Origin of the sequence: Dactylosporangium sp. NPDC051485 (assembly GCF_040682015.1) — a bacterium.
Lineage (GTDB): Bacteria > Actinomycetota > Actinomycetes > Mycobacteriales > Micromonosporaceae > Dactylosporangium.
This window is the reverse complement of sequence record NZ_JBFAZW010000019.1, coordinates 76,473-100,540: the sequence shown is the minus strand read 5'-3', so window position 1 is coordinate 100,540 and position 24,068 is coordinate 76,473. Positions and strand designations below refer to the sequence as shown.

21 protein-coding genes are annotated in these 24,068 nt (G+C 67.9%); 10 read left to right on the top strand and 11 right to left on the bottom strand.

The genetic code is table 11. The features are described from left to right. Positions 1-69: 69 nt before the first annotated feature. The 7 genes from AB0M46_RS13835 to AB0M46_RS13805 all read right to left on the bottom strand — a co-directional run bounded on the left by AB0M46_RS13835 (position 70) and on the right by AB0M46_RS13805 (position 7,438). Positions 70-498 carry an Lsr2 family protein gene (locus AB0M46_RS13835; RefSeq protein WP_363335721.1) on the bottom strand — a complete coding sequence of 143 codons (429 nt, stop codon included), beginning with the start codon at positions 496-498 and terminating at the stop codon, positions 70-72. Positions 499-546: 48 nt separating this feature from the next. Beyond that, positions 547-1,326, bottom strand: coding sequence for a hypothetical protein (locus AB0M46_RS13830; RefSeq protein ID WP_363335719.1), 780 nt, complete (start codon positions 1,324-1,326; stop codon positions 547-549). 379 nt (positions 1,327-1,705) lie between these two features. Continuing rightward, complete coding sequence (locus tag AB0M46_RS13825; RefSeq protein WP_363335718.1) at positions 1,706-3,070, bottom strand: hypothetical protein; 1,365 nt, start codon at positions 3,068-3,070, stop codon at positions 1,706-1,708. Positions 3,071-3,609: 539 nt separating this feature from the next. Beyond that, positions 3,610-4,320 (bottom strand): GPP34 family phosphoprotein, encoded by a 711-nt coding sequence (locus AB0M46_RS13820; RefSeq protein WP_363335716.1) that lies wholly within the window; start codon positions 4,318-4,320, stop codon positions 3,610-3,612. 6 nt (positions 4,321-4,326) lie between these two features. Beyond that, on the bottom strand, positions 4,327-5,385 hold the full coding sequence (locus AB0M46_RS13815) for an acetamidase/formamidase family protein (protein WP_363335768.1): 1,059 nt from the start codon (positions 5,383-5,385) through the stop codon (positions 4,327-4,329). Between the two features lie 20 nt (positions 5,386-5,405). Next, positions 5,406-6,785, bottom strand: a complete 1,380-nt coding sequence (locus tag AB0M46_RS13810; protein WP_363335766.1) for an APC family permease — start codon at positions 6,783-6,785, stop codon at positions 5,406-5,408. Positions 6,786-6,991: 206 nt separating this feature from the next. Beyond that, positions 6,992-7,438 carry a hypothetical protein gene (locus AB0M46_RS13805; protein ID WP_363335715.1) on the bottom strand — a complete coding sequence of 149 codons (447 nt, stop codon included), beginning with the start codon at positions 7,436-7,438 and terminating at the stop codon, positions 6,992-6,994. 460 nt (positions 7,439-7,898) lie between these two features. On the opposite strand from AB0M46_RS13805, the gene AB0M46_RS13800 reads away from it, so the two are divergent. From AB0M46_RS13800 to AB0M46_RS13785, 4 genes are all read left to right on the top strand, one after another. Beyond that, entirely contained in the window at positions 7,899-9,197 is a 1,299-nt protein-coding gene (locus AB0M46_RS13800; protein ID WP_363335713.1) for a transcriptional regulator, read from the top strand. A gap of 68 nt (positions 9,198-9,265) precedes the next feature. Next, the gene (locus AB0M46_RS13795) at positions 9,266-10,108 is read left to right on the top strand and encodes an aminoglycoside phosphotransferase family protein (RefSeq protein ID WP_363335711.1); all 843 of its coding nucleotides are present in this window, start codon (positions 9,266-9,268) and stop codon (positions 10,106-10,108) included. Between the two features lie 602 nt (positions 10,109-10,710). After that, on the top strand, positions 10,711-12,030 hold the full coding sequence (locus AB0M46_RS13790) for a helix-turn-helix transcriptional regulator (protein ID WP_363335709.1): 1,320 nt from the start codon (positions 10,711-10,713) through the stop codon (positions 12,028-12,030). Then, positions 12,027-12,698, top strand: a complete 672-nt coding sequence (locus AB0M46_RS13785) for a 2'-5' RNA ligase family protein (RefSeq protein WP_363335707.1) — start codon at positions 12,027-12,029, stop codon at positions 12,696-12,698. Before AB0M46_RS13790 ends, AB0M46_RS13785 begins: the two co-directional genes overlap by 4 nt. Positions 12,699-12,877: 179 nt before the next feature. On the opposite strand, the gene AB0M46_RS13780 is transcribed toward AB0M46_RS13785, so the two are convergent. Continuing rightward, complete coding sequence (locus AB0M46_RS13780; protein WP_363335705.1) at positions 12,878-13,393, bottom strand: MarR family transcriptional regulator; 516 nt, start codon at positions 13,391-13,393, stop codon at positions 12,878-12,880. A 1,382-nt stretch (positions 13,394-14,775) separates the two neighbouring features. Between AB0M46_RS13780 and AB0M46_RS13775 the strand changes: the two genes are divergently transcribed. Then, positions 14,776-15,096, top strand: coding sequence for a hypothetical protein (locus AB0M46_RS13775; RefSeq protein ID WP_363335703.1), 321 nt, complete (start codon positions 14,776-14,778; stop codon positions 15,094-15,096). Here the strand turns inward: AB0M46_RS13775 and AB0M46_RS13770 are convergent. Beyond that, on the bottom strand, positions 15,093-15,761 hold the full coding sequence (locus AB0M46_RS13770) for a hypothetical protein (RefSeq protein ID WP_363335701.1): 669 nt from the start codon (positions 15,759-15,761) through the stop codon (positions 15,093-15,095). The two genes, AB0M46_RS13775 and AB0M46_RS13770, sit on opposite strands and share 4 nt — an antisense overlap. A gap of 494 nt (positions 15,762-16,255) precedes the next feature. On the opposite strand from AB0M46_RS13770, the gene AB0M46_RS13765 reads away from it, so the two are divergent. The 3 genes from AB0M46_RS13765 to AB0M46_RS13755 are packed head-to-tail and all read left to right on the top strand — an operon-like array spanning position 16,256 to position 19,765. Then, the gene (locus AB0M46_RS13765) at positions 16,256-18,070 is read left to right on the top strand and encodes a S53 family peptidase (protein ID WP_363335699.1); all 1,815 of its coding nucleotides are present in this window, start codon (positions 16,256-16,258) and stop codon (positions 18,068-18,070) included. Further along, on the top strand, positions 18,067-18,948 hold the full coding sequence (locus tag AB0M46_RS13760; protein WP_363335697.1) for a L,D-transpeptidase: 882 nt from the start codon (positions 18,067-18,069) through the stop codon (positions 18,946-18,948). Before AB0M46_RS13765 ends, AB0M46_RS13760 begins: the two co-directional genes overlap by 4 nt. Before the next feature lie 31 nt (positions 18,949-18,979). Then, on the top strand, positions 18,980-19,765 hold the full coding sequence (locus AB0M46_RS13755; RefSeq protein ID WP_363335695.1) for a hypothetical protein: 786 nt from the start codon (positions 18,980-18,982) through the stop codon (positions 19,763-19,765). A gap of 625 nt (positions 19,766-20,390) precedes the next feature. On the opposite strand, the gene AB0M46_RS13750 is transcribed toward AB0M46_RS13755, so the two are convergent. Both AB0M46_RS13750 and AB0M46_RS13745 read right to left on the bottom strand, forming a co-directional pair. After that, on the bottom strand, positions 20,391-21,869 hold the full coding sequence (locus AB0M46_RS13750) for a hypothetical protein (RefSeq protein ID WP_363335694.1): 1,479 nt from the start codon (positions 21,867-21,869) through the stop codon (positions 20,391-20,393). A gap of 140 nt (positions 21,870-22,009) precedes the next feature. Beyond that, positions 22,010-22,192, bottom strand: a complete 183-nt coding sequence (locus AB0M46_RS13745) for a hypothetical protein (RefSeq protein WP_363335692.1) — start codon at positions 22,190-22,192, stop codon at positions 22,010-22,012. Positions 22,193-22,668: 476 nt separating this feature from the next. Here AB0M46_RS13745 and AB0M46_RS13740 point away from each other — a divergent pair, with 476 nt between their 5' ends. Beyond that, complete coding sequence (locus AB0M46_RS13740; RefSeq protein WP_363335690.1) at positions 22,669-23,691, top strand: hypothetical protein; 1,023 nt, start codon at positions 22,669-22,671, stop codon at positions 23,689-23,691. Then, entirely contained in the window at positions 23,691-24,062 is a 372-nt protein-coding gene (locus AB0M46_RS13735) for a hypothetical protein (protein WP_363335688.1), read from the top strand. The genes AB0M46_RS13740 and AB0M46_RS13735 overlap by 1 nt, the downstream gene beginning before the upstream one ends. The last annotated feature ends 6 nt before the right edge of the window (positions 24,063-24,068 follow it).

Here is a 24,068-nt window from a genome sequence, read left to right as displayed (position 1 = left end):
CACGGAGGAGGCTTTTGGCGACAGCGCAGGTCGGCGGCTCTGTGGCTGGCGGGCGTCGCGAGTCCGGGGTCAACGCTGTGGTGACGAGCCCTGACCGGCCTTGGCTTGGTGGTATGCCTCCACGACGGTCTTGTTGATCCGGCCGCGGTCGCCCACCTCATAGCCGGCACCACGAGCCCAATCCCGGATGGCGGTGTTGACCGCCTTGCGCTGCGCGGCATCCGGCGGACCTTGATCCGGGCTACTGGTGGGGCGGCTGGTCGGGCGGCTTGGCCGGCCCCGACGCGTTGACCAGGACGGCACAACCCGGGCGGTTTCCTGCTGTGGGACGGTGCTCGCACCTTGCACGAACGGGTCGAGCGCTTCCCGGAGTTCCTCGGCGTGTGTTTTGGACAGGTCGATCGTGTAGGCGGTGCCGTCCAGTTCGAACGGGACGGTCTCGTCTGCTGGGGTTCCGTCGAGGTCGTCGTCGAGTGCGTAGGTGATGCGCTTGGCCATGGACTTCTGCCGTTCATGTCGGGCTCGGGGTGGGCTGGTCGCTGTCCATCAGGTACTCCGGCCGGCGGCGGTGAGCGTGCGGTCGGCGGTGCGGGTACAGGCCGAGCAGCGCCGTACCGTGGCACGCATCGTCAGGACGTCGCGGTAGGCGCGGCCGGTCTGGCTGTGCTGCGCATGACGATGCAGGCCCGCGGTCTCGATGACCGTCTCCGCCTCGGTGAGCCGGCCGCAGTCCAGCAGCAGCTGCGTCAGGGACACCGCCATCGGCGCCGATCCTTCGGCGGTCGGGTCGTGGCTGGCGATCCACTGCTGCCAGGCAGCAGTGGCCTGCCGGATGCCGTCGCCGCAGCGGCCCTCGTCATGCAACTGCCTAGCGAGACCCATCCGCGCCTCCAGGTGCGCGTCAACGTCACCGCGGTCCAGGTGCAGCTGGATCAGCTCCCGGCGCAACGCTTCCGCCTCGCCGCTGCGGTCACGGGTGAGGAGCACGAACACCAGAACATCGGCGGCCCTCATCGCGTCCGGATGATCGGCGCCGTGCAGGGTGCGGGCCGCCCGATGGGCGTAGGTCGCCCACGCGACATCGTCAGGGACAAGATTGGGCATCGGGTCGACGCAGCGGGCGTAGAGGATCGCGGCGGCGATGACCCGGTGATCCGGGCGGGCTATTGCCGGGTCAAGGCTGCTGAGCGGGCCGGCGAGCAGTTCGGCGGCCTGATGTTCCGCGCCGGTCTCCGCCAGCTTCGAGGCGAGTTCGACGGCCGTGTCCCAACCGGCAGCGCCCAGCGTCGTGACCGGCGGGTTGCCGAGCGGGGCGGCGGCCAACACGTCGCTGCCCGCACCGTCGAGAGATCGACATGGCTGGCTCATTGGCGGACTTCGCTTCCGGTCGGTGCGGCGCCCGGACGCCGGCACTCCCGCAGGTCGGTGAGGTGCCGCCAGCCGCCGGTGGCCCGGTCATAGACGGCAGGGATCGCGCAGGCGTCGTCGCAACCGGCCGGTTCGAGCGGCAACAGCGCTGCCCTATCGGCGGACGTGCTCAGGATCCGGGCGACCCTGGCGCAAAAGTCGGATGCGGTAGGCGATGCCGACGGCGGCATCGTGCCGTGGATCGGGTCGCCCGCCGGGCATGGACGACGGCGGCGCGAACATGTCGGTCCGCTGCCGTGCTCGACGGCGACAGTCCCGAGACGCGTCGTGGGCCGGCTCATCGGGCACCCACGCTGGTGACAGTGATGTGTTCGGGCCGGCACGGGGTGCCATGGGCGGTGCAATGCTGGGCGACGGCGGCCGGAGTCAGCCCTGTTCGGGACCATGCCCGGATCTGTGCGCGGGGTTCGCCGTGGGCGTCGGGCACGACGTAGACGGCGTGGGACGCGATGCCGCGATGTGCGGTGAGGGTTTGGTGCAGCGCAGCAACGCTGACCTTCGCCATGTCGGTGCTATCGGTGGTGGGTTCGGACGCGAGGTAGCGCCGAGCCGCGTCGAGACGGTGCAGGGTGAGGTTGCCGTCCGCATCGAGGGTGCCGATGTCGCCGCTGGTCCGCCACTGCGCGGCTGGCATGCACGGCTGGTCTGCGCGGTGTGCGGTGGCGCCGCTGCTGCTGGACGCTTCGATCAGCCCGGCCACGCCGGGCAGCGTCGGCCTGCCGGCCGGATCGGCGGTCCGCAGGTGCAGGCCGGGCAGCGGGGTCAGCGTGGCCGGGGACCCGTCGGACTGGCTGAACGCGCCGTCGTAGGTCGGCGCGTGGTACCACGTGCTGACGGTCGCGCCGGTCCGGGCGGTCAGGGCGGCGAGCAAGGTGGCGTTCGTGGCTGGGACCGCCGCGGGCACGACAATCCGGCGCAAGGTTCGGGTGACGACTTCCAGCCATCCGGCCAGTGCAGCCTGCTGCTGGATCAGTCCCATCACCTGCCCGGCGGCCAGCAGCGCCCAGTCGGCGCCGGTCTCCACGACGGTGGCGAGCCAATCGTCCGGGCTGAACTCCGGCCGCAGCACGACGGTGCCGCCGTACAGCAGCTGCCGGACGGCGGTGTCGAAGACCGCCGCGACGGACAGCGGCGCGCACAGCAGTGCGGTGCCACCGGCGGTGAGCCCGATCGCATCGGCGACCCGAGGGCTGGTCGGGGGTTCGCCGCCGGTGATGTAGACGTGCCGGTCGCCGCCGTGGTCGGCGTGCAGGTGCGCCCGCCACGGCTGGCACCAGTGCCCCACACTGTCGGCCTGCAACGCCGCCGCATCGACCTGCTTCCCGCGGGCCGTGGCCGGCACCGGCATCGGGATACCCCCAGTAAGCCACACGCCGAGGGCCGCGATGATCGTCGCGGCGATCGGCCGGGCCGGGACCGGCACCACCGTCCGGTCGCCGGGCTGCTGTCTGGCCACGAACTCGTACCCCGCCTGCCACAGGTCGGCAAACGTGACCGTGCAGTGCGCGTCGATGACCGCGATCCGGTCGCCGTGGTGGACGGCAAGGTCATGGAATCGGGCGACAATGTCACCGACGGTCGTCGAGGCTGCTGCCGCCGCGAGCGGTGTGCTGGTCAGCGCGGTGGTCATCGTGCTGGTCACGATCGGCTCCAAGGACGATGGGACGAGGTTGTGTCGTGTACTGGGGCAGCAGTCGTCACGGTTGGAGCTTCCGGACGTCGAGTGACCGATTCGGGCGCGGCGAGGGAGCCGCCACCGGGCCGCAGTGCCCCGCCGGACGTGGTGAGGACCAGGTGCACGGTGCCGTAGCTGCACCCGACCGCGGCGGCGATCTGGCGTAGCGACTCGTGACCGTCGACGTAGCGGCGGATCGTGTCGTCGCGAATCTCCGGACTAGCCCACCGGCCGTCCCGGTTGTGCTGGCGTGTGTTGTGCTCCGCCATCAGGTCCTCCGCGTGATGTCCGATGTCGGTGTGGGCGGGTGCGGGGTGGCCGCAGCCTGTGGGAGGCGCCAGGCTGTGGCCACCCCGCGTGGACGGCGGCTGCCTTCGGCGGTGGAGGTGCACCGCCGCCCGTCCAGTGGCATGGGCTGCCGCCGTTGGACTCCTCGACCAGCGACTCGACCAGCGATCCGACTTGGGCTCCCGTGTCGAGTTCGCCACCCGCCGGGCTGCGTCGACTCAGCCGTACACCGACACCGCTGCCTCAGCGACGAGCTCATCGGTGGCGGCGATGATCTCCTGCACCGCCGGGTACAGCTGTCCGACCCGGTCGACCATGCCGCCGAGCAAGGCCGGGATGTCCAGGTCGGCTTCGTCGAGGTACAGCTCGGAGACCAGGTCCAGGGCACGGATCATGCCGCCGAGCGCGTCGGTCTGCCAGTCCGGGTTCGTGAACCCGGTCAGGACACTGCGCAGCCGGCCCCGGACCCGGGGAATGACCCGGTCGTCGGTCGGCGGGTACGTGCGGACCTTCGTGCCGACCAGCCGCCGGCGCACCACTTCACGGACCAGGTCCCCAGCAATCAACCCTGCCCTGGTGCGTTCGTGCGCGGCGACGGCCAGTTCCCGCACCGCGTCGCGGAGCATCAACGGTCGACGTTCGGCGTCGTGCGCGACCGGCGGTGTCCGGTGCGCCTGCAACACCCGCAGCGCCCAATCCGCAACCGGGTCGCCGGTCAGCTGCCACGTGCGGACCAGCACCTGCCCGTACACGACCTGCACATGCGCCACCGGCGCGGCCAGGTCCGCCAGGACCGCACCGGCCAACGCGACCGACAACGCGCGGTGATGCGCGAGCGGCTCGCCAGCGTCGTTGTGCGCGAGGAAATACAGCTCCACCCGCAGCGGCTGACGAATCGTCGGTACGGGTTCGCCGATTGCGCGGGTCATCGTCGCTCACCGCATCGTCCCGGACATCGTTCCGGGTGAAGTCCCGAACAGCTCGGTGGCCAGCAGCCCGCGGGCCAGGTCCCGCAGCCGTTGATGGACCCCGCCATACCCGGTCGCGCCATGCAGAACGGCGGTGTCGATCGCGGCGTGCATCGTGTAGTTCGGATCGCACACATTGCCCGGAGCGGCACGCCCGGCCTGCGAAACGAGCTGATAGGCGTCCAGGGGATCCAAACCCGTCAGCTGGGCAGTCCAGGTGACCAGGTCGTGTTGACTGATCCGGAACGCGTCCTCCAACGGACGGGCCGCACCGATCGAGATGAGCTGGTAATCGGTCTCGATCCGCGGGCACGGTGTGGGCACGCCCTTGATGACGTCGACGGCGACGGTGACGTGCATCGCGGTCTCCACCCCGACCCCGCACACCTCGCCCTGACCCTGCCGGGCGTGCCCGTCCCCGAGGGAGAACATCGCCCCCGGCACGTTCACCCCCAAGTATAGGCTGGTCCCGGCGCGCAGCTCCGGGGTGTCGAGGTTCCCGCCATGGACGTCGGGCACGATGCTGGAGCGGACCTCGTCGGCGGCGGGGGCGACACCGACGGTGCCGAGCATCGGATCGAGCGGCAGTTCCACCGTGTAGTCGCCGCGGCGGGCTCGGTAGCGGATCATCCCGGCGGTGGTGTCGATGTCGTACTGCCAGACGATCTCCGGCAGGGCCGGGTGCAGCATCGCCGTGGTGTGCGTACCGGTCAGGGCACCGAAGTGCGGGAACGTCGCTGACATGCCCCAGTCCCGGGCCGGGCGGATCTCCATGAAGTGCAGGGCGAGGGTGTCGCCGGGTTCGGCGCCGGGGACCCGGAACGGGCCGGTGACCGGGTTGAACTGCTGGCACACCTTCGACGGCAGGTCATCCACGGTGCGGACCGCGCCGCTGAAGCAGTCCTCGGTGCTGGTGCGCAGCACCTGACCGGGCAGGACCTCAGCGATCGGGTACCGGCCGCCGAACTGGTAGGTGAGGTCCGGCTCGGTCAGCACATGCTCGACGACCTTCGGCAGGCCGCTCATGCCACCGTTCAGGTCGCCGTTCATGCCGCGTCCTTCGACGCCGACGCGGTCATCCCGGACAGAGTCGGGCGGCGACCGGCCGCGTAGAGGCCGGCCAGGACGAGGACACCGACGCCGAGCCAGATCAGCGCGAGACGCTGCGCGGCGACGTTGGCGTTGATCACGACGTACATGAGGACCGCGAACCCCGCCGCCGGCAACAGCAGATGCGACCACAGGTTCCGGGACTTGTTCCGGACCACGTAGTGCCAGACGACCGCCACGTGCAGGACCAGGAACGCGCACAGCGCTCCGAAGTTGATCAGCGAGGAGAGCAACGCGATACCGTCCGACCGCCACGCCATGTACAGGCCGATCGCCACCGACAGCACGGCGGTGAGCAGGATGGCGTTCGCCGGGACGCCGTGCTTGATCGACACCTTGCGCAGGAACTTGGGCAACTGCCGGTCCCTCGCCATCGCGAACAGCAACCTGGACGTCGCGACCTGCGCAACCATCGAGTTCGCGACACCCCACGCAATCGCCGTGGCGACCGCAGTCAGTGTGGCCAGCCAGGAGCCGCCCGCGACCTTGGCGGCGTCGTAGAACGCCACCCCGTCCGGGTCGCCGTTGGCCAGCAGCCCCGCCGGATCGGGAACCAGCAGCGCCGCCACCCACGTCTGGGCGATAAACAGCAACCCGGCCAGACCGAGCGCCGCGAGCATCGCCTTGCCGATCTGCCCGGCACCGCCGCGATTCTCCTCCGCCAGCATGGAGATGCCGTCGAAGCCGAGGAACGACAGCACCGCCACCGACACCGCCCCGAACACCACCGCCGAGGTGAACGTCGCCGAGTTGAACACCGGCGACCACACCGACCCATGACCCCTGCCGTCCAGCAGCGCGAGCGCGGCAGCGGCGAGGAAGACGACCAGGACGATCGCCTCGCCGACGAGCATGACCAGCGTGATCCGGGCGGTCATCTTGATGCCGTACACGTTGACGATCGTGTTGAACAGCACGAACCCGATCAGCCACACCCACACCGGGATCGCCGGGACTGTGGCGTGCATCGCCACCGATGCGATCAGATACAGCAGGCTCGGCACGAGGAGGTAGTCCAGGAGGATCGCCCACCCGGCCAGGAACCCGACCGGTGCGCCGATCCCGCGGCCGGCGTAGTTGTACACGGACCCGGCCAGCGGGAACGCCTTCACCATCTGCGCGTACGACGCCGCCGTGAACAGCATCGCCACCATACCGACCGCATACGCGAGGGCAACCATGCCACCGGACGATGTGTAGACGGAGCCGAAGATGCCAAACGGTGCAATCGGAACCATGAACACGAGGCCGTACACCACCAGGTCCCTGAGCCCGAGGGTTCGGCGCAACTCCGGCCGATACCCGCTGCCCTGCACTGGTGCCCCGCCCGCCGGGACCGGTAGCCGCTGTGTCGTACTCACGATCGTGTCCTCCCAAACGACTTCGCGAACCGCCGACCGGCCGCCGGCGGGCATGACTCATCCGCGCGTCACCGCCTGACGCGCCAATGCCGAACTCACAGGTTGTGCGTGCTGAAATCTGGCCGCCGCCCCAGCCAACGCAGAAACGGCGACCAGAAGCCCTACATCCGCCAGACGAACTGCAGATCCTCCGGCCCATGCCCGATTCGCACCGATGCGAAGATGTTTCTGAACACTGAACCGATCCCGTCGGCCCCGAAGTCGGCCGGCCGTGAAGAAGCCGCTTCCACACGATCTCGCGCCAGCCGCTCCACCAACTCGGCGTCAACAAAGTCCCGCCGACAGCCGCACAGGAACAGGTACACGCGCTGACCATCCGGCGCACGTGAAGGCTGTAGCGGCTGGTCACAGCCATCGCAGACCAGCGTCGAAGCCAAGCTGAATGGGTGCCGTGCCAGTTCCCTCGCGTGGTGCAGGTCCGCATCCGCGGTCTTCAAGTCCGTCGGGGCGAGACGCTGGTTGACGCCGACCGAACCTGGTAGCAAGACGGTCCGCGAGACGTCGGAACCATCCGTCAGTCCTCGCCTGACGAGTCGCTGCGCTGTCACGTCACGCTCCCTTCACCAACGCGGCTGAGTACCGTCACTCGACCGGACCACTGAGAATGATCAATTCGTGTCACATCCTTTATCGGTTTCGGACGGTTGGCTATGCCGACTTTTGCATGATCCGCATACACATGATGCATAGAGCCCGGATGCTGAACGAAATCGGTTGCCTGCATAGACACCTTGCGATACACAAGCCGGATAGGGCGAGCTGTAGCCCTGGTCGCAGCTACCTGTCATCCTGATGACTAGGGAGTGTGACTACCCCGAATAGTCGGCGTCGGAAGATCGAGACGATGCCCTTTGGGCGTGATCCAGCCAAGGCCATGTAGCCGTCATAGTCTTTAATGTGCTATGCCGTTACTTTGCCAAGTTAGACGACGACGGTCGGAGGGCTGTGGACAACGACGGTCAGCGCCACAGAAGAGTCGTCCCGCCATCCGTGTGGGAACACCCAGAGATGCGCGCAGCGCTCGCCAGGCGGGATCTTCAGGTCGTCTACCGCCGGCTCGGTGCGATAGGGATCAGCCAACGCGCGATCGCTGCCCAGACCGGTGTCGCGCAGAACGAAGTCTTCGAGGTGCTGCGTCGTGGTCGACGGGTAACTGCGTACGACGTGTTGTCCCGAATCGCTGACGGGCTCGGCATCCCGCGGGGCTACATGGGCTTGGCGTACGACGACGTCGCCGAAGCATCACTCGATCTGGCGGCGGGCACCTGCTCGACGGAGCCGGACGAGCGGGAGAAAGTCCGCGCCCTACTCACGCACGCCGCCGCCGTCACTGTCGACGCCGCCGTACCCGACGTCGTGAGTTGGTGGCGGCCAATTGAGTCATACCGGGCGCCGACGCCGGAACGGGTCGGCGTCACCGACCTCGTCAACCTTGAACACATGACCGCCGCCATGCGAACTCTCGACGCCCAATACGGCGGAGGTGCCTGCCGGGATGCGATCAGTGCCCAATCCCGCTGGGCGCAAAGACTCCTCGCCGCGGACTGCCCTGAGCAGCTACGCGACCGCCTTCACACTGCCCTGGCGGACCTGCACAACCTCGCCGGATGGACCTCGTTCGACGTCGGCCTGTTCGACGCAGCGCACCACCACTTCTCCCGCGCGCTCGAACAGGCCCAGTACGCCCGTGATGCGTCACTCGTCGCCAACGTCCACTACCGCATAGGCCGGCTGTGCCTGCACCGTGGCTTCATCAGGGAAGCCTTGCGCTTCTTCCAACTCGGTCAGCTCGCCGCCCAAGACTCCGGTAGTGAACTGACCGTCGCCCTGTTGTGCGCCAACGAGGCGTGGGCCTACGCCATGGCAGGAGATCAGCGCCAGGCGAACAAGTCCATCGGCCGGGCACAGGACGAGTACGCACGCGCGGACCCGGACGCCGCGCCGGCGTGGGTTCGGTTCTTCGGTCTCGCCGACATGCTCGCCATGACGGGCATGGTCCACGCCGCGCTTCCCCGCGCAGGTGACGATCCACTCAACGCCGCGATCACCAATCTTGAGGCGGGCCTTCGCGAGCGAGGCGCGACGGAGACTCGTAGCCAGACGTTCGAGCTCACCGCACTCGCAACGGCACACCTCATCCGTGGCAACCGCCTGCCAGGTGACGCCTTCGGCCACCAGGCGGTTGACCTGGCAGAGCAGGTGCGCTCCGTTCGCACCATCGACCGGCTCGCACCACTGCACGAGGCCGCCAGCCATGCCGGATGCCATGATCTTGCCGATCGGATTGCTACGCTTCGAAACGTATGACTACCGATCACCGAGACGCCGCGCGACACCGGCTGACGCGAACCACGCTCGCAGCAATCCTTGCTAGCGTGGGCGAGCGCCTGCAGATCAACATCGAAGGCGCGGAGCTGGTGAAGTTCACCAACAACGCCGTCTTCCGGCTACGGCACGAACCTCTCGTCATCCGCATCGCCGGCTCGGCCACGATGCGCGACCGAGTGCCGAAGATCATCAACGTCGCCCATTGGCTTGCCGCACAGCAACTGCCAGCAGTGCGACTCGCCCCTGGCATCCCCCAGCCACTCGACATTGACGGGCAACTCGTCACCATCTGGGACGCTGTCGTCGAGACAGGCGACCGGCCGTCCGGGCGCGACCTCGTCACCCTGCTGCGGGCATTCCATAACCTCCCCACTCCCCCGTTCGAACTCCCGACATGGAACCCGTTCCATGAGATTCGCCAACGCATCGCCGAGGCCGACGGCATCGACGAGGACGATCTCGCATTCCTCAACCTCCGCAGCGACCAGATCGAGACGGACCTCGCCACCATCGAATACGTCCTACCGCAAGGCGTCATCCACGGAGACGTCTTTACCGGCAACGTTCTGTTGGCATCCGATGGACCCCGCATCTGCGACTTCGACTCGGTCAGCGTCGGACCGCGAGAATGGGATCTCACCCCAGTAGCGGTCGGCAAACTGCGCTTCAACTATCCAGGCAACACGCAAGACGTTGTCGCCGATGGGTACGGTTTCGACGTAACGCAGTGGACGGGCTTCGAGGTGCTCCGGCAGGTGCGAGAACTGAAGCTGGTCACCAGCGTACTACCGATCTTGAATAGCAATCCGCACATACGGGAGCAGTGGCGCCCCCGATTCGACAGCTTCAAACGTGACGATACGGCCGCTAAATGGGTCACATACACGTGATGACTACCAGACCGCTGACACCCATTGGGCCAGCCAGCCGGGACCAGCAGCGCGAGCCAGCGAATAGGGAGATCTGCATCTGCACCTCCCTTGACTATCGCTTACCGCAAACGCCAACCTGGGGACGACACGGGATCGCCGCAGTTGAACGCCTGAGCCGGGTCGGTGCTATTACCGTCTCGATCAGTCAGGTGGCGCCAATGCAGCCTGACCAGCAGCCACGCACCGCTCCTGGCCAGTAGTCAACTGAGTATTTCTGAGGGGGCATTCCTAAATATCTCGGAAGGAAGCAAGCGCTTTGTTGCCGTAACAAAGTACAGAAGAGTCGACGGCAAACGTTGCAAGCTGGCCATTCCGTCCTGGCGTCGCAGTCGGTACACTAGCCGCGTCGTATATATCGACGAGGAGTGAGGAACCCTCGGATGCCATCGATGGATCGCCGTCGCTGTGCGCGGTGCCGGTCTCCGCTTGCCTCCGACAACGCATCCGAGTTCTGCGCGTCCTGCGAGTCGCTGGTTGATGAACTGCGCAGAAGCCCGCCGTCGGTTCCGCGGGTATTTTGGAACCACCCCGCGATAGCCGCAGCATCGCGCGGGCAGCACATGGGCAATCTGGTCGCCGCCTACCGTCGGCACCCGCACCACGTAGCACCGATCTCGCAGGGGATCGTCGGGCACTGGGCCGGCATGTCACAAGCGCAGATAAGCCGTATGGAGACAGGCCAGCCGGAACTCAACATCGATCGCCTGCGTTTTTGGGCTCGACTCCTGGACATCCCAGGTCACGTGCTGTGGTTCGAAAGCGCATCCTCATCGGGGTCCGCTGTAGCCGCAGGCGGCGCTGGACAGTCGCCCGCCATTGAAGACCGCTTCACGGCGCTCGGCGCTGTGGGATCGAGCGAGCCTCCCGGCGACCTCGACGGGTTGCTGTTCGACTCCATTGAAGCGATCGACCATCGACGACGCCGTGCCGCCGAGACACACGTAGACGATGCACTGTTGTCGTACGTTGATGCTGAGATCCGCCAGATCATCGATACCTATGAACAGCGACCACCAATGCAACTCGCACCGCATGTGCGCGGGCTTCGCGCCCGGGTAGAGGACCTGCTGGACCAGCGACAGCTCCCACGTCAGCGTGAACAACTGTACGCAGCTGCCGCGAGACTCTCGTGCATCCACGGGGTACTCGCACTGGACGCTGGCCGGTTCAGAGTCGCCAGCCAGTACGGTGCCGAGGCGTTCACACTAGCCGAGGCGGTGCGTCAACCCGACCTTCAAGCATGGGTGCGAGCAGGTCAGAGCCTTGTCGCGTACTACTCAGGGCAGTATCACGATGCGTTGGCCTTCGCCAGGGACGGATTCGTCCGCGCTCCCCATGGTCCGCAAGCCGTCCGCCTCGCAATCAACGGCGAGGCCCGTGCACACGCCCGGCTGGGCAATAGTTGGGGCGTCGACGATGCTGTTGGACGTGGCCTCGCGGCACTCGACGATCATCGCCGCGATACGGTTAGCCCGAGCCTCGCGCTGGAGCCGTACTGCGAAGCACGAGCAGCTGCGAACGCTGCTACGGCATACCTGCTACTCGGCCGCTACGAGGACGCCGCGACACACGCCCGCCTGTCGCTAGCGGCGTTTGACCGCGCCGAGTTGCATGGCCCACGCGCACTAAGTCGGCTGGACCTTGCGACTGCGGAACTCCAGCGCCCCAGCAGGGACGTCGACCTTGAGTACGCATGTGCAGTAGCCGTCGAGGCGCTGACATTGACGACCGGGCACGCCTTCGAATCCGTGACCCTCCGGACTAGCGAGTTCCTCACCAGTGCAAGGCACTGGTCAGGACACGCTGGGGTCCAGCAAGTTGCCAGCCTCCTTGAGCAACGCAACTCACGGGCATTGCCAGCCCTACCATTTACGCCATGACATCTCCAGAACGGGAGAGCCTCCAGCAGCGCTGGCTCGCCTACCAGGACCTCCCCGCCTTGCGCAACCATTGGTACTGGCGACCGGGCTGGAGCTCAAACCGACGGTTCTACACCTGGCACCTCACCTTCGCCGACCAAGACGCCCTCACCGAGCTCGTCACCACCGTTCAGCAGCAGCTCCGCCTACCCGGCCTCGACCTTGTGCCTGTCGAGGGACTGCACCTCACAACACAGGGTGTCGGCTTCACGGACGAGGTGTCAGACGAGGATCTCGCGGCGATCGTTGATGCAGTCACGCGCCAGTGTGCGCATCTCCAGCCGTTTGACCTCAATCTCGGACCCGTCGATCCAGATGCAGAGGGTATCGGGCTGCTGATTCAGCCCTGGGCGCCGGTGACCGCACTCCGCACAGCGATCCGAGCCGGCATCGGGCAGGTGTGGCCAATCGTTCCTGAACCCGAAAACGGGTTCAGACCACACGTCACGGTGGCCTACAGCGGCGCCGAGGTGCCGGTAGACGGCCCAGTCGCTGCCCTCGTGTCGCTCCGCGACCTGCCGCCAGCAACGGTTCAAATCCACGCGGTCCAGCTCATCGCCCTACGCCGCTCGAAACGTGCATATGTGTGGGACACCGTTCACACCACGCCGCTCGGCGCTTCCACGTAACGCGGCCATGCAGGCGGATCTTCCGCCGGTGCTCTTTGTTGAGGACGGGACTCGGATGTTCGCTTTCAGCGAGCTGGTCGCCGCGCCGGAGCACCGTCGCCGAGGGCGCGTCCGGATGCTGCACAACGCCCTGCTGTTTCCGCACGACGTATGAGGCAGGAACTGAGCCAGTTTGCTGCTTATACACGGCGTGCGTTGTCCCCCGTCGGCGGCTGCGTTTCCGGCCCAGAGATCGCCGAACTGCGGTCCGGTGGGGCTGGTGGGTGGTAGAGGTGCTGGGCGATTGCGGCAACGGCCCGTCGCAACTGAGGGTCGGGCATGAGCCTCGCCTCGATGTCGATGACCTTCAGGACCACTTCGTTGACACTGTGCCGTCCGTCACCGGTGGCGACGAGTTCGACCTGGCGGAGGTCTTGAGGGGTTTGCCGGACGATGAGTCGACGTTCTTCAAGCTGGCGGACTGCCGAGATGATGGTGCCCTTGGATGCACCGGTCAGCCTCGCGAGCTCGTGAAGCCGGATTCGCGGGTACTTGACAGCGAGACGGAGAACCTCAAAGGCGGTCCACGTCAAGCGCCTAGGACGTAGCGCTTCGCGCTCCAGGTGGGCCCGGATGACGGTCGCGGTCCGGCACAGCGCGACGATCGCCCCACCGTCCGACAACCGGGGCGGCACGCCATCGGCTGCTTCGGTCATCGCGACTGCCGCCTGTTGAACAACTTCACGACCGGACGGGCCGGCGTGGCGCCGCGTGGTGGCGGCTCGTTTGGATGTTCATTGCGAGCGGGGCTGCTTGCCCCGGCGCAGATGGGTCAGCCACGGAGGCAAGGTAAACGTACGGCGGTGACGTCCTCGGTATCGACGGTCAGTTCTAGGGCGCCGTTGCGTGGGCTCTCCGGCGTTGTCATCGGGCTGCTGATGAACCGCTTCGGGCATGCCTGACCTCCCGGGCCTTTCGGCCCATCCGGTTGCTTGCGTCGGTTGGCGTGCACCGGGGCGACGCGAACCGAAGCCCCTGTCGGACTGACGGCACCTGGCCGAGTTTGCCGGTGCATGAGCAGGACAGGAACCTAATGACCCCTAACGCCGGGCATGGACGGCCAGGGTGGCGGGTGGCGGGTCTTCCGCTATTGGTGGCTTCTCCGCCGCGCATAGCAGCTCCGGCCGCGCGAGGCAAGTGCTGTCGCATCTCGGTGCAGCGGTTCGCTGGGCGTAGTGGACGCGCCCGCGCAGGCGCGCGGACACGCGAGAGGTTTCCGTTAGTCGGAAGACCCGCCACCCGCCACCCCGTAGCCCGAGGTGGTGGCGGCATGCATCCCGGGTACGTCACAGCCCTCACCAAGTCTCATGAGATGACGTGGCGCACACTTCGTACAGACGCTGACTTGGCTTCAGCTCCCGATCGGCAGCGAGTTTCGTGACTATGTGTAACCGACCTGAACGGCGAAGATCGGCATCGAACGGTCGAAAAATGTTCACGGACGATCGGCGGCATCGCTAACCAACCTGGCACTTCGCACTGGCGTTTCAACCCCAAGATCACTCCGCTGTACGTGCGTGCGAAAGCGCTGCGGGGGTGGCGAAACGACCATGCCACTGTCGACGGCGCTCATCGATGATCGAACGACAGGCATAAATGCGCAGGTGGCAGCCCTGCGAGAGGTTCGGAACCGAACTAACGTGTTCACCGCCTTCGATCTTGACAAGCGGCTGGGGCCCGTGGTTACCTCGGCCCCGGTGTGCGATGGGTGCGTGAGTGATCACGTTGCGATTTTCCTGCCGCGTGTTACACCGACAGTGAAGGAAGGGGACGCGCGACGGTCGGATCGTTCGGCCTGTCGATGCGTGGCGGCGTCTCGTGCGCTGAGAGCCGTAGCCGGGCGGTTGCCGCGTGCGCGTACCTTCGCGGGGGATGTGACCCACGGGGGAGGTGGGATGGTGGCTGATCTGCCGCCGTTGATACGGGTCCGGCCGGGCGGGAGCGCGGCTCGGGCTACAGCACAACTGTCCACGCTGGATCGAGGGCTCTGCTCGCGCCGCACTAGAGGTCAAGCAGCGCCGAACGCAGGAGCGGGCCGATGACGAGCAGTGCCGGCGGAGGTCCAGACGAACCTGGGCGGCCGTCGGTGGGGGCTCTGCTGCGGATGGCTCGCCGTCGCGACCGCAGCTGGTCGCAGAGCCGCCTGGTCCGCGAGATTCTGGCCGTCGGCAGTCAGCACGGCAAAACGACAGCGAATGCCCACAGTTTGATGATCATGCTATCTGGCTGGGAGAACGACCGAGCGGTACCGGATCAATACAACCGCCGGCTACTGGTGCTGGCCTTGCGGAAGAAGCCGTCGGAGCTCGGGCTAGAACTCGACCCGGATCACCATTGGTACCCCGACGGAGATGTCTAGGGTCCACCGCCCCTGCCGGCCCGATCTTCGATGATCGTGGTAAGGGCCGAGACAGCACCTGCGGCGTAGGCATGGAACGCTACCGGCACCCCGCTGCCCAGATTCTGGGATGGTGTGGTGTCAGGGCTGATTGACCCATGGCCGGTTCGGCGGCCGGCCATGGGCACGCTCGTTGCCGCGCGACGAACCTTATCGTGCGCCTGGCGCAGCTCGGCGGTGACGTCGTCCACCCAAGCTGGGTTGATCGCAGTTGACGTGTCGAGCCGGACCAGCGGCACATACGCATCGAGGTCGCCCAGGAGCTGATCCGTGGTGGCGGCTAGATCGAAAACGGCGGGCTCACGTCCGTAGGCGACGGCGGCCAAGACACTGCATGCCGCGGCGGCGTAGACGATGGCGAGGTCGGTGTAGTTGGTGGTCCGCGCGGCGAGCAGTGCTCGTGCCGAGTCGTGCTCCCGCTCGGCCCACCTGATCGTGTAGACCGGCCCTCGTGGGTCCAGCCCAGTAGTCTCCAGCGTGTTGGTCGCACTCAGACCGATCGCTTCGGCCTCGACGACGGCGATGTACGCCCTGTTGCAGGCATCGCCCAGGTCAACGAGTTGGGCGCTGACATGTGCCGGGAGCGCCTTCGCGGCGGCCTGTGACAGCAGGTCGTGTGTCGTCACGTCGATTCCCCTTCGACAGCTGCTCGCGGTGCAGCTTGGCCACTCTGTAGATGGAGGTCGGCCGATTTCTTGTAGCGGTGCAGATCGGTCTCGTCAATCGGCCCGCGTTAGGAGTCATTAGGTTCCGCAGTCGGCCTGGTCACCGCGAAGGTCGTGGGGTGATCCGCTGCCGATCGACGTACCTGGTTCGTCGCCGCCTGTGCGTTGCCTACCTCCGTACCCGGTGGTGCCGCGCCGTGCGCCCGGTCGACACGATCATGTCTGCCCCGCCACGGAAGCACGCTGCGGCCGAACCAGATCATGCGCCCGAATCACGCCGGTCGGTGTTGTCGGGTATGTCCAGCGACCTGGTCGACACCGTATCAGCCGCCCTTCGCGGTCGCTATCGCACCCGAACGGGCGCCCTTCTGTCGCGGCTCTGACAGTTTCACCGCTTCTCCCCATCCCTCGTCAAGGCCGCGGCGACGACGTCGTCGGCCGGAAGGACCATGCCCATGCATGTGAGAACCCTCGCCACCGCGGTAGCCGCAGCGGCGGCGGCATTGGTGGTATTCCCCGTTCCCGCGCACGCGGCGCCAGTCACGCCTGGCGGCGACGCCGGTGTGCCGCCCAGTGCGCCGGTCACGGTGACGCTGACGCTGACCGGCGCGGACGAGTCGTCGATGACTGCCTATGCCGCGCAGGCCTCCAGTCCAGGAACAGGTAACTACGGCCACCATTTGACGCGGGTCCAGGCACGGACCCGGTTCGGCGCGCCCGCTGATCGGGTTGAGCGGGTGAGCCGGTGGGCGCACCGCGCGGGTTTCTCGGTGGTCGGCCTCGACGCCACCGGCTCGCGGCTGACGGTGACGGGCACGGCGCGGCAGGCACGTGCCGCGTTCGGGGTCACGCTGCGTACCCAGGTCCGCGACGGTGTGCGCGTGCGGACTGCAACCGCAGTGCCGAAGCCACCAGCGGCGGTCCGCGCCGACGTGGCAGCGGTCTCCGGGCTCACGACCAGAGCAGCGAAGCCGCTGGTGGCACGACCGGCCGTGCCGAAGCCGATGCTCGAAGGCCCGTATTGCTCGGCGTTCTGGGGCGAGTACACCAAGGCGGGACTGCCGAGCAAGTATCCTGCCAACCGGCAGTCCAACATCTTGTGCGGGTACAACGGCGCCCAGCTGAGGGCCCTGTACGGTTTGGGCCCGAACGATCGCGGGCAGGGGCAAACGGTCGTGGTCGTCGGTGCCTTCCACAACCCGAGCGCCCTCGCCGACGCCAACCGCGCCTTCGCCGAGAACGGCGTCCCGCCGCTGCCGGCGGACCGGTTCGCAGTGAAGTCCTACAACCTGCCCGGTGGCGCCACCGGCTGCGACCAGGACCTGTGGCACGTCGAGCAGGCGCTGGACATCCAGGCGGTGCACACGATCGCCCCGGACGCCCGCATCGTCTACGCCGCCGCGCCGGACTGCACACAACTCGAGGAAACCGTCGCGGCGGTCATCGCCGACAACGCGATCGACACCACGATCGTGTCGGCGTCCTGGGGCATCATCGGCGAACCAGCCGACGTGCCCTACCTGACCGCGACGAACAACATCCTCGCCCGCGCCGCCATCCTCGGCATCGGTGTCTACGCCGCCTCCGGCGACACCGGCGACAACAGCAGCGTGTCGGGCGCGAACGGCCCGAGCGTGTTGTTCCCCGCAAGTTCACCCTGGACGACGGCGGTCGGCGGCACCTCCTCGGCGGTCGGACCGAATAACCAGGTCATGTTCCAGACCGGCTGGGCCTCGGCCGGGAACCGGCTTGCCGGCGGCGGCTGGCAGCGGCTGAACCCCGCATTCGTCGGCGGCGCCGGCGGTGGCCCGAGTCACCACTTCGACAAGCCGAGCTGGCAGTCCGGCCTGCCCGGCGAGCGTCGTGTGGTGCCGGACATCTCCGCGCTGGCAGACCCGTTCACCGGTCTGCATATCGGTTACACCTCCGGCGGCCAGTACCGCACCGGCCCGGTCGGCGGGACGTCCCTCGCGGCGCCCATCGTGGCGTCGCTGACCGCTGTTGCGCAGTCCCGCGCGGGCGGTGTCGTCGTCGGGCACGCCGCGCCGGTCATGTATGCGAAGGCGGCAGCCGGTCGACCGATCGTCACCGACGTGCGGCACATCGACGCCGGGATCTGGACGCCGGGAATCAACGCGTCGACGCCGACCGGCGACTATCTGCTGGACCTCGATGCCGGGGTGCAGACCTTGAAGACCGGACCCGGCTACGACCGGGTGACCGGTCTCGGCGTTCCTGGACCTGGCTACCTCACCGAGCTGGTGTCGTGACCGACGTTTCCACGCCGGACAGGCCGGCCGGTACCCGGATCGGGGTACGGGCCGGTCTGGCCGGGACGGTTGCGGCCGTGATCGCCGGGCTGGCCGTGGCGATCGCGTCGTCCCCTGCCGGGCCACCGGACTCCGGACCGCTGGCGCCTGGCCCGATCTCGGCGCAGACGACAGTCCCGCCGTCGCCGCGGATCGTCGTGCCGGTCGTTGCCGCAGCCGACCTGGCCGCGCTGCCGGAGTCCACGACGGAAAGCACCGTCGCGGCGGCGCCGCTGGACCCGGCTCCGGCGGCGGCGACCGGCGGGGCGGTGGCGCACAACCGGACGCCGCTGCCGGTGTTCGACGCGCCGGGCGGCCGGGCAATCGCCCAGCTCCCGGCCCGCCAGGCAGCTGCCGACACCTGGCTGCCCGTGATCGAACAGCGACCCGGATGGGTCAGGGTCCTGTTGCCGAGCCGGCCGAACAGCGCGACCGGATGGCTGGACGCGGCAGCCGTTGTCATCGCTCGCACGCCCTACGTGGTGCGGGTGTCACTGGCCACGGCACGCCTCGACCTGATCCGCGAGGACCAGTTGGTCGGGCGGTGGACTGTCGCGATAGGCGCCGCGGCGACTCCAACCCCAGTGGGTCGCACGTTTCTGCTGGCGGTGGTGGCGAACGCCAAACAGACGTTCTCGCCGCTGATCATCGCCCTCGGCACGCACAGCCCCACCTTGCGCACCTACCGCGGTGGTCCGGCGACCACGGCGATCCACACCTGGCCCGACCCCAGCGTGTTCGGCCGCCCGGTCAGCAACGGCTGCATCCGGGTGCCGGCCGACGCACTGCAGATCCTGGCGATGGTGCCGCTCGGCACCATCGTGCACATCCAACCCTGAACCCGGTACCTCGACGACGAAAGGGCACATCGTGCGACACCGTTTCCGGATCGCCACCCTGAGCGTGGTCGGTCTGACCGCCGGCCTGGCCGGGCTGGTGCTCTACGCCAGCGCTGCCGGCGCCGCCCCCACCTACCGCGACGCCGCGTACGGCATCTCCGCCACGGGCGCCGCCCCGATCGGCGCGAAGCCGTCGGTCTCCAGCACCGACGGGCAGGTCAAGACCGGCAGCGGCGGCGCCCGGTCCTCAGACGGCACCGTATCCATCGCCTCGGCCACCGTGCGCGCCGGCGGCGGTAAGGCCAGCGCCCAGGTCGGCGGGTTCACCGCGTTCGGTGGCCTGGTGACCGCGTCCAGCGCCACCGCCTCGTGCGACAACGGCAAGGTCACCTCATCGGTGAGCGGCACCCCGGCCGGACCAGTCGGCCGCAACGGGTCGGTGGCCTACGGGGTGAAGAGCACCAACTCCGACGGCTCGGTCACCATCGTGGCGATGCGCGTCACCATGAAAGCCGGCGCCGGCACCGAGGCAGCCACGATCAACGTGGCCGTCGCCACCTGCGCCGCGGTGACGGACGGCCCCAATCCGACGCCGAGCGTGACCAAGTCGACCACCGCACCACCGTCGAGCACACCGAGCAGCCAGCCTTCGTCCTCGGCGCCGCCGACGGCCCGGCCCACGACGAGCAGCACGACAGGCGCACCGACCACGCCGCCGACCAGCAACCCGACGCAGGCACCGCCGGGCGGCGGGACCACCACGCAGACCGCGCCGCCGCCGAGTCCGGGCAGCACGAACGTCGTGGTGACCGGCTAGAGCGGCAGGAACATCGGTTGCCGCGCCGCCCGGCCTTCGCCGGGCGGCGCGCACTCGCTCCGCAGCTCGTACCGGCCTTTCCGCCCGTCTGCGCGCTGGGCCGCCTTCCGCACGTGCCAGTGCGCTAACGCCGATTTTCATTCAGGGAATCGGACCCCAGTTCAGGCGCGCTCATCGGTCGACTTGGTGAAGAACTCCCCACCCGGCCGGGTGGGCACCGTCATCGACGACGCGCGCTCGGCTGATTCCGCCGACCGATAACACCGTCCCCGCCCGGGCTGCCCGGCCGGCAGCGACAACCACCACCCGCACTCGTCCGAGCCGCTCCCGGAACCCTTACGCCAAGCCGTCTTCCGAACGATCTACCGCTCGTCCGAGCCGATCGGCAACAGCGTCAGTACTGTCGATGCAGCCGGGGTCACCCGACCCGTCAGCGAGATCGCGCTATCGAAGACCATCTCGCCGATGAGCCCACCGCCGAATCCAGCTCTACGCAACGGATGCACACCTACCTGCCCATCGTTATCCGCCGATCAGCCGGCCACCTCACCAGACGTGAAAATCGGCACTAAACCGCGGCGGCGGAGCGGGGGTTGTGACGGCGCAAGCCGGCTCCACCGGATGGTCAGAACTCCCAGTCGGATGCGTCGATCAGGTCGGTCCAGTCTGTCCGCATCGCAGTGCCGTCCGACATGAGTCGGAGGGGACGGCTCGACGCCTCATCCAGCATCTGCTGGAGGTCGTCGTACAGCCCGTCCAGCAGGCCACCAAATGCCTGCTGGACACGAACGTAGAGGTCGCTCCACATGCGGACAGTGACACCGAACGACGGGAACCGGGCGGCGACGATGTTGTCGTCACCGCCATCGGCAGGCTCGCCACCATCGATAGCGAGGATGAACGGGCCATAGTAGGCCAACATGTAAGCATCAACGCCCCCCGTGATCACGATCGTTTCGGGACTATCCTCCACCGGGTCGACTGCGTCGACCCGCATACCACCTCGATCGGTGGGGAAGGAGGCGACACAACCTAGAGCGAGCCAGGGTCGCACCCCGCCGATCGTGGCAATGGAACGCTTCTGGGCAGCCAGTTTGTTCATCAGGGCCGTCTCCATTGCTCTGGACCGGCCTTTTGCCTCCGCAACGACCCAGCCGGCCGGAGCCCGACCGAACAGGTCGGCGCGTTTGCGGGTGTTCCCGAAGGTGAGGCCGTAGTGGTTGGCGTAGCGGTCGACGTGCATCAGGTGCGTCACGGCAAGTTCGATGCGACAGAACACTGCCGTCACGGCTTGGCCGAGCGCGTAGGAGAAGCCGACCAGTTCGGAGCGGTCCAGTTCCATTGCCAGTCGTGACCGCACCAAACGGCCGCTGTAGTGCCGACGGACATACGCAGGCACCATCGAGGTGCGGTGCAGCCACTCCCAGATCGACGCGGAGCCGTAGCGCATCCGGTCCCCCGGCGCGCGACCGGTGACGAACAGCGCATGCACGAGGTCGTCCACAGTAAACCGCAGCTCGCCCGAATTGTTGATGACGCCGTCAGGGAACTGCCAGGCGTCATAGTCAGCGACGAACTCCGGCGGTGGCTCGGTCCGGTTGGCCAGCCGAGTCGCGTCGCCGGTGAGGACACCAGTCGCGGTCAGCACCGTCGGCAGCAGGGGCTTTGGTTCCGCTTGCAGCTCAAGCCTGAGCGCTCGTGGCCCGGGTCGTGGACCGCCGAGGGCTGCTAGAAGTACGTGCCCTTCGACCAGGTCGAAGAGGCGCTTGGCAACATCGTCGGGATCATCGTCCAGTCGGAGAACATGCTCGACCCGCAGACTGAACGGCAGCCGGTCCGGATCCGCACCTGCCGGGATGAGCACGATGACCGGCTTGCCAAGCCGACCGGCGGCGCCAACAACTCTGGTCACAGTCCCCATGTCCGGACCGAACGGCACGGCGATGGCGACGCTGCACGATTCGAGGAGCTGAGCGAGTCCGTGGGCCCGCGACGGTCCGGCGGGTAGCTGATCTACCGTCACCACCCCGATGTCGACGCTGCCCAGAAGCCGCTGTACGACAGGCCGGTCAGCGTCGCTCGCTGTTACCAGAAAGACCCGCATTGATCATCATCCCGATTCGCCGCGAAGTACAGTCCCGCACGGGACGGACCAGCCAGCTTAAGCCAGGTCGGCCCATCCCTTGGATGCTCCGGTCGTATAGGAGTTCGAGGTGTTCGCGGGTGGCGTCGAGCGGATCCACGTCATTCGCCAAAACGCTGGCCAGCCTCCCGATCCGCTACGTGAGCGACGTCTCCGCCATCCTCGATGTTGGACGTCCGCCCCCGATTGGCGGCGAAGAACGCGCCGAAGTTGATAGGGATCAATCGCTGAACCTCGTCGTCCACGGGGTAGATCATTACCGGCTCAGCGTCGGCGTCTTCCATCGAAGCAGTGTAGTGCGCAAGGCGGCGGTCGGGTTCGATGCCAAGCCGCCGCAGAGCTCTGCTGCGCAGTGACACACCGGTGACGCCGCCTCGACCTGGTCCAGGCTCGCGATGTCGGACGCCGAAGTCTCGCTCGCGCGCCGCTCTGGCCGCCCGCTGACCGCGGCAATTTGAAGTACCGACGCCTGTCCTATGTGGACGGAGTTAGGGCTCATTAGCTGTTCGGCGGGCGGATCGAGCGGCAGTGTCGGTGTGGTGAACGCGCCGGTGTAGCCCGCTCGCGGCGGGCAACGGGCCGAGTCCGTGCCGTGCCGAGCGGAGCCGCCCCCCGTCGGGTCCGTGGCTACGGCAGACCAGGTGCCGGGCGCTCACGGCCGGTGCGGGCCGCGGCTTCCCCCGCGACCCGCACCGGCCACCCGCGGGCTGCCCCAACGGCAGGCCCGTCGTCAAGCCCACGCCGTAAGGAGACCTGTCGCGTGCAGCCAACCCGGTCACCTCGTCCGGTCGCCGCCACACCGTCGGCAGCAACGCTGCCGCCGCCCCTGGCGTCGTCTGGCGGGGAGCCGACGTCGCACCAGCACGTCCTGCCGCCGCGTGTCATCCCGCGGCACCTGCACGGCGCGAGCGCACTGCCGGAGGCGTGGCTGCGGGCGGCGTCATTGCGACCGGGGTGCCCGCTGGTGGTCGTCAGTTCCGCCGACGGCGGGGTGGGCCGCTCGACGCTGACCGCTGCGCTCGGTGCGGTTCTGGCGCTGGCGTGCCCGAACCCGCCGTTGGCGGTGGAGGCGACCGGCCGGGCCTGGGGCGGGCTGATCCACCGGGTGCCGAGACGCAGTGAAGCGAGCATCTGGGACGCCTACACCGCAGTCCACGCCGAGGCGCCGTTGTCGACGTCCACGGTGGACGCCTGGATGCACCTCGGCACGACCGGCCTGCACACGCTCATCGCCGAGGTCCACCGCACCGGAACCCGGCGACCGCCGGTGTTTCTGGAGGCGATGCGGGTCGTCGGCGCGCTGCGCACGCGGTACCCGCTCGCGGTGCTCGACGTTCCGGTCGCCGACGTGCGCGGCGTGTGGGAACTGCTCGCCGACGCCGCGTGTCCGCTGCTAGTCGCCAGGGCGAGCACCGACGGCGTGCAGCACACGATGCGGCTGCTGGCCCAGTTGTGCGCCGGCGGTCTCGCCGCTGTCGCCGATCGGGCCGTCGTGGCGGTGTCCGCGGCGGCGCCGTCGCCGCCGCGCGAGGTCCGCGCAGCCGTCCGGCAACTCGCCGGGCAGGCCGGCGCTGTGGTCACGGTGCCGTTCGACGCGCACCTGGCCCGACCGGAGCCGACCGATCCAGCCCGGCTGCGCAAGCCGACCCGGCTGGCCCTCGTCGAACTGGCCGCCGCGGTGCTGGCGCGCTGCCCGGCCGACCCCGACCTCGCCGCGGTCCTCGCCGACGGCGCGGATCACCCGCACGACACCGCACCACGACCGGATGGGAGGGCGAACTGATGTTGCAGCACGTGGGGGCGTGGCTGGCCGCGAAGCTGGCCACGTACGGCGGTACCTATCTCCTCGCGCCGACGCCGACACCGAGCGGCGGCGGCGGGGACGGAACCTTCGACTGGAACAAAATCAAGCCGGACCCGACGGCGGTGCCGAAGAGCGACCTGTTTTACACCCTGATCAACGGCGCGTTGTTCCTCGGTGTCGCAGCGGCCGTCACCGGACTGGCCGGCGGGGCGATTGCGTTTGGTATCGGCCCGATCTTCGGCGCGCACATCGTCAGTGATAGAGGCAAGTCGATGATGTGGAAGGCGTCGCTGGTGGCGATCATCATCGGCTCGCCGGTCGCCATTATCAGCTTCTTCATGAAGCAGTAGGCGCAG

Coding starts and splice junctions, on each gene's coding strand:
- AB0M46_RS13785 (WP_363335707.1), top strand. CDS start 12,027: ATGACATCTCCAGAACGGGAGAGCCTCCAGCAGCGCTGGCTCGCCTAC.
- AB0M46_RS13835 (WP_363335721.1), bottom strand. CDS start 498: ATGGCCAAGCGCATCACCTACGCACTCGACGACGACCTCGACGGAACC.
- AB0M46_RS13735 (WP_363335688.1), top strand. CDS start 23,691: ATGTTGCAGCACGTGGGGGCGTGGCTGGCCGCGAAGCTGGCCACGTAC.
- AB0M46_RS13790 (WP_363335709.1), top strand. CDS start 10,711: ATGGGCAATCTGGTCGCCGCCTACCGTCGGCACCCGCACCACGTAGCA.
- AB0M46_RS13750 (WP_363335694.1), bottom strand. CDS start 21,869: ATGCGGGTCTTTCTGGTAACAGCGAGCGACGCTGACCGGCCTGTCGTA.
- AB0M46_RS13775 (WP_363335703.1), top strand. CDS start 14,776: ATGACGAGCAGTGCCGGCGGAGGTCCAGACGAACCTGGGCGGCCGTCG.
- AB0M46_RS13765 (WP_363335699.1), top strand. CDS start 16,256: ATGCATGTGAGAACCCTCGCCACCGCGGTAGCCGCAGCGGCGGCGGCA.
- AB0M46_RS13745 (WP_363335692.1), bottom strand. CDS start 22,192: ATGGAAGACGCCGACGCTGAGCCGGTAATGATCTACCCCGTGGACGAC.
- AB0M46_RS13820 (WP_363335716.1), bottom strand. CDS start 4,320: ATGACCCGCGCAATCGGCGAACCCGTACCGACGATTCGTCAGCCGCTG.
- AB0M46_RS13780 (WP_363335705.1), bottom strand. CDS start 13,393: ATGACCGAAGCAGCCGATGGCGTGCCGCCCCGGTTGTCGGACGGTGGG.
- AB0M46_RS13815 (WP_363335768.1), bottom strand. CDS start 5,385: ATGAGCGGCCTGCCGAAGGTCGTCGAGCATGTGCTGACCGAGCCGGAC.
- AB0M46_RS13800 (WP_363335713.1), top strand. CDS start 7,899: ATGCGCGCAGCGCTCGCCAGGCGGGATCTTCAGGTCGTCTACCGCCGG.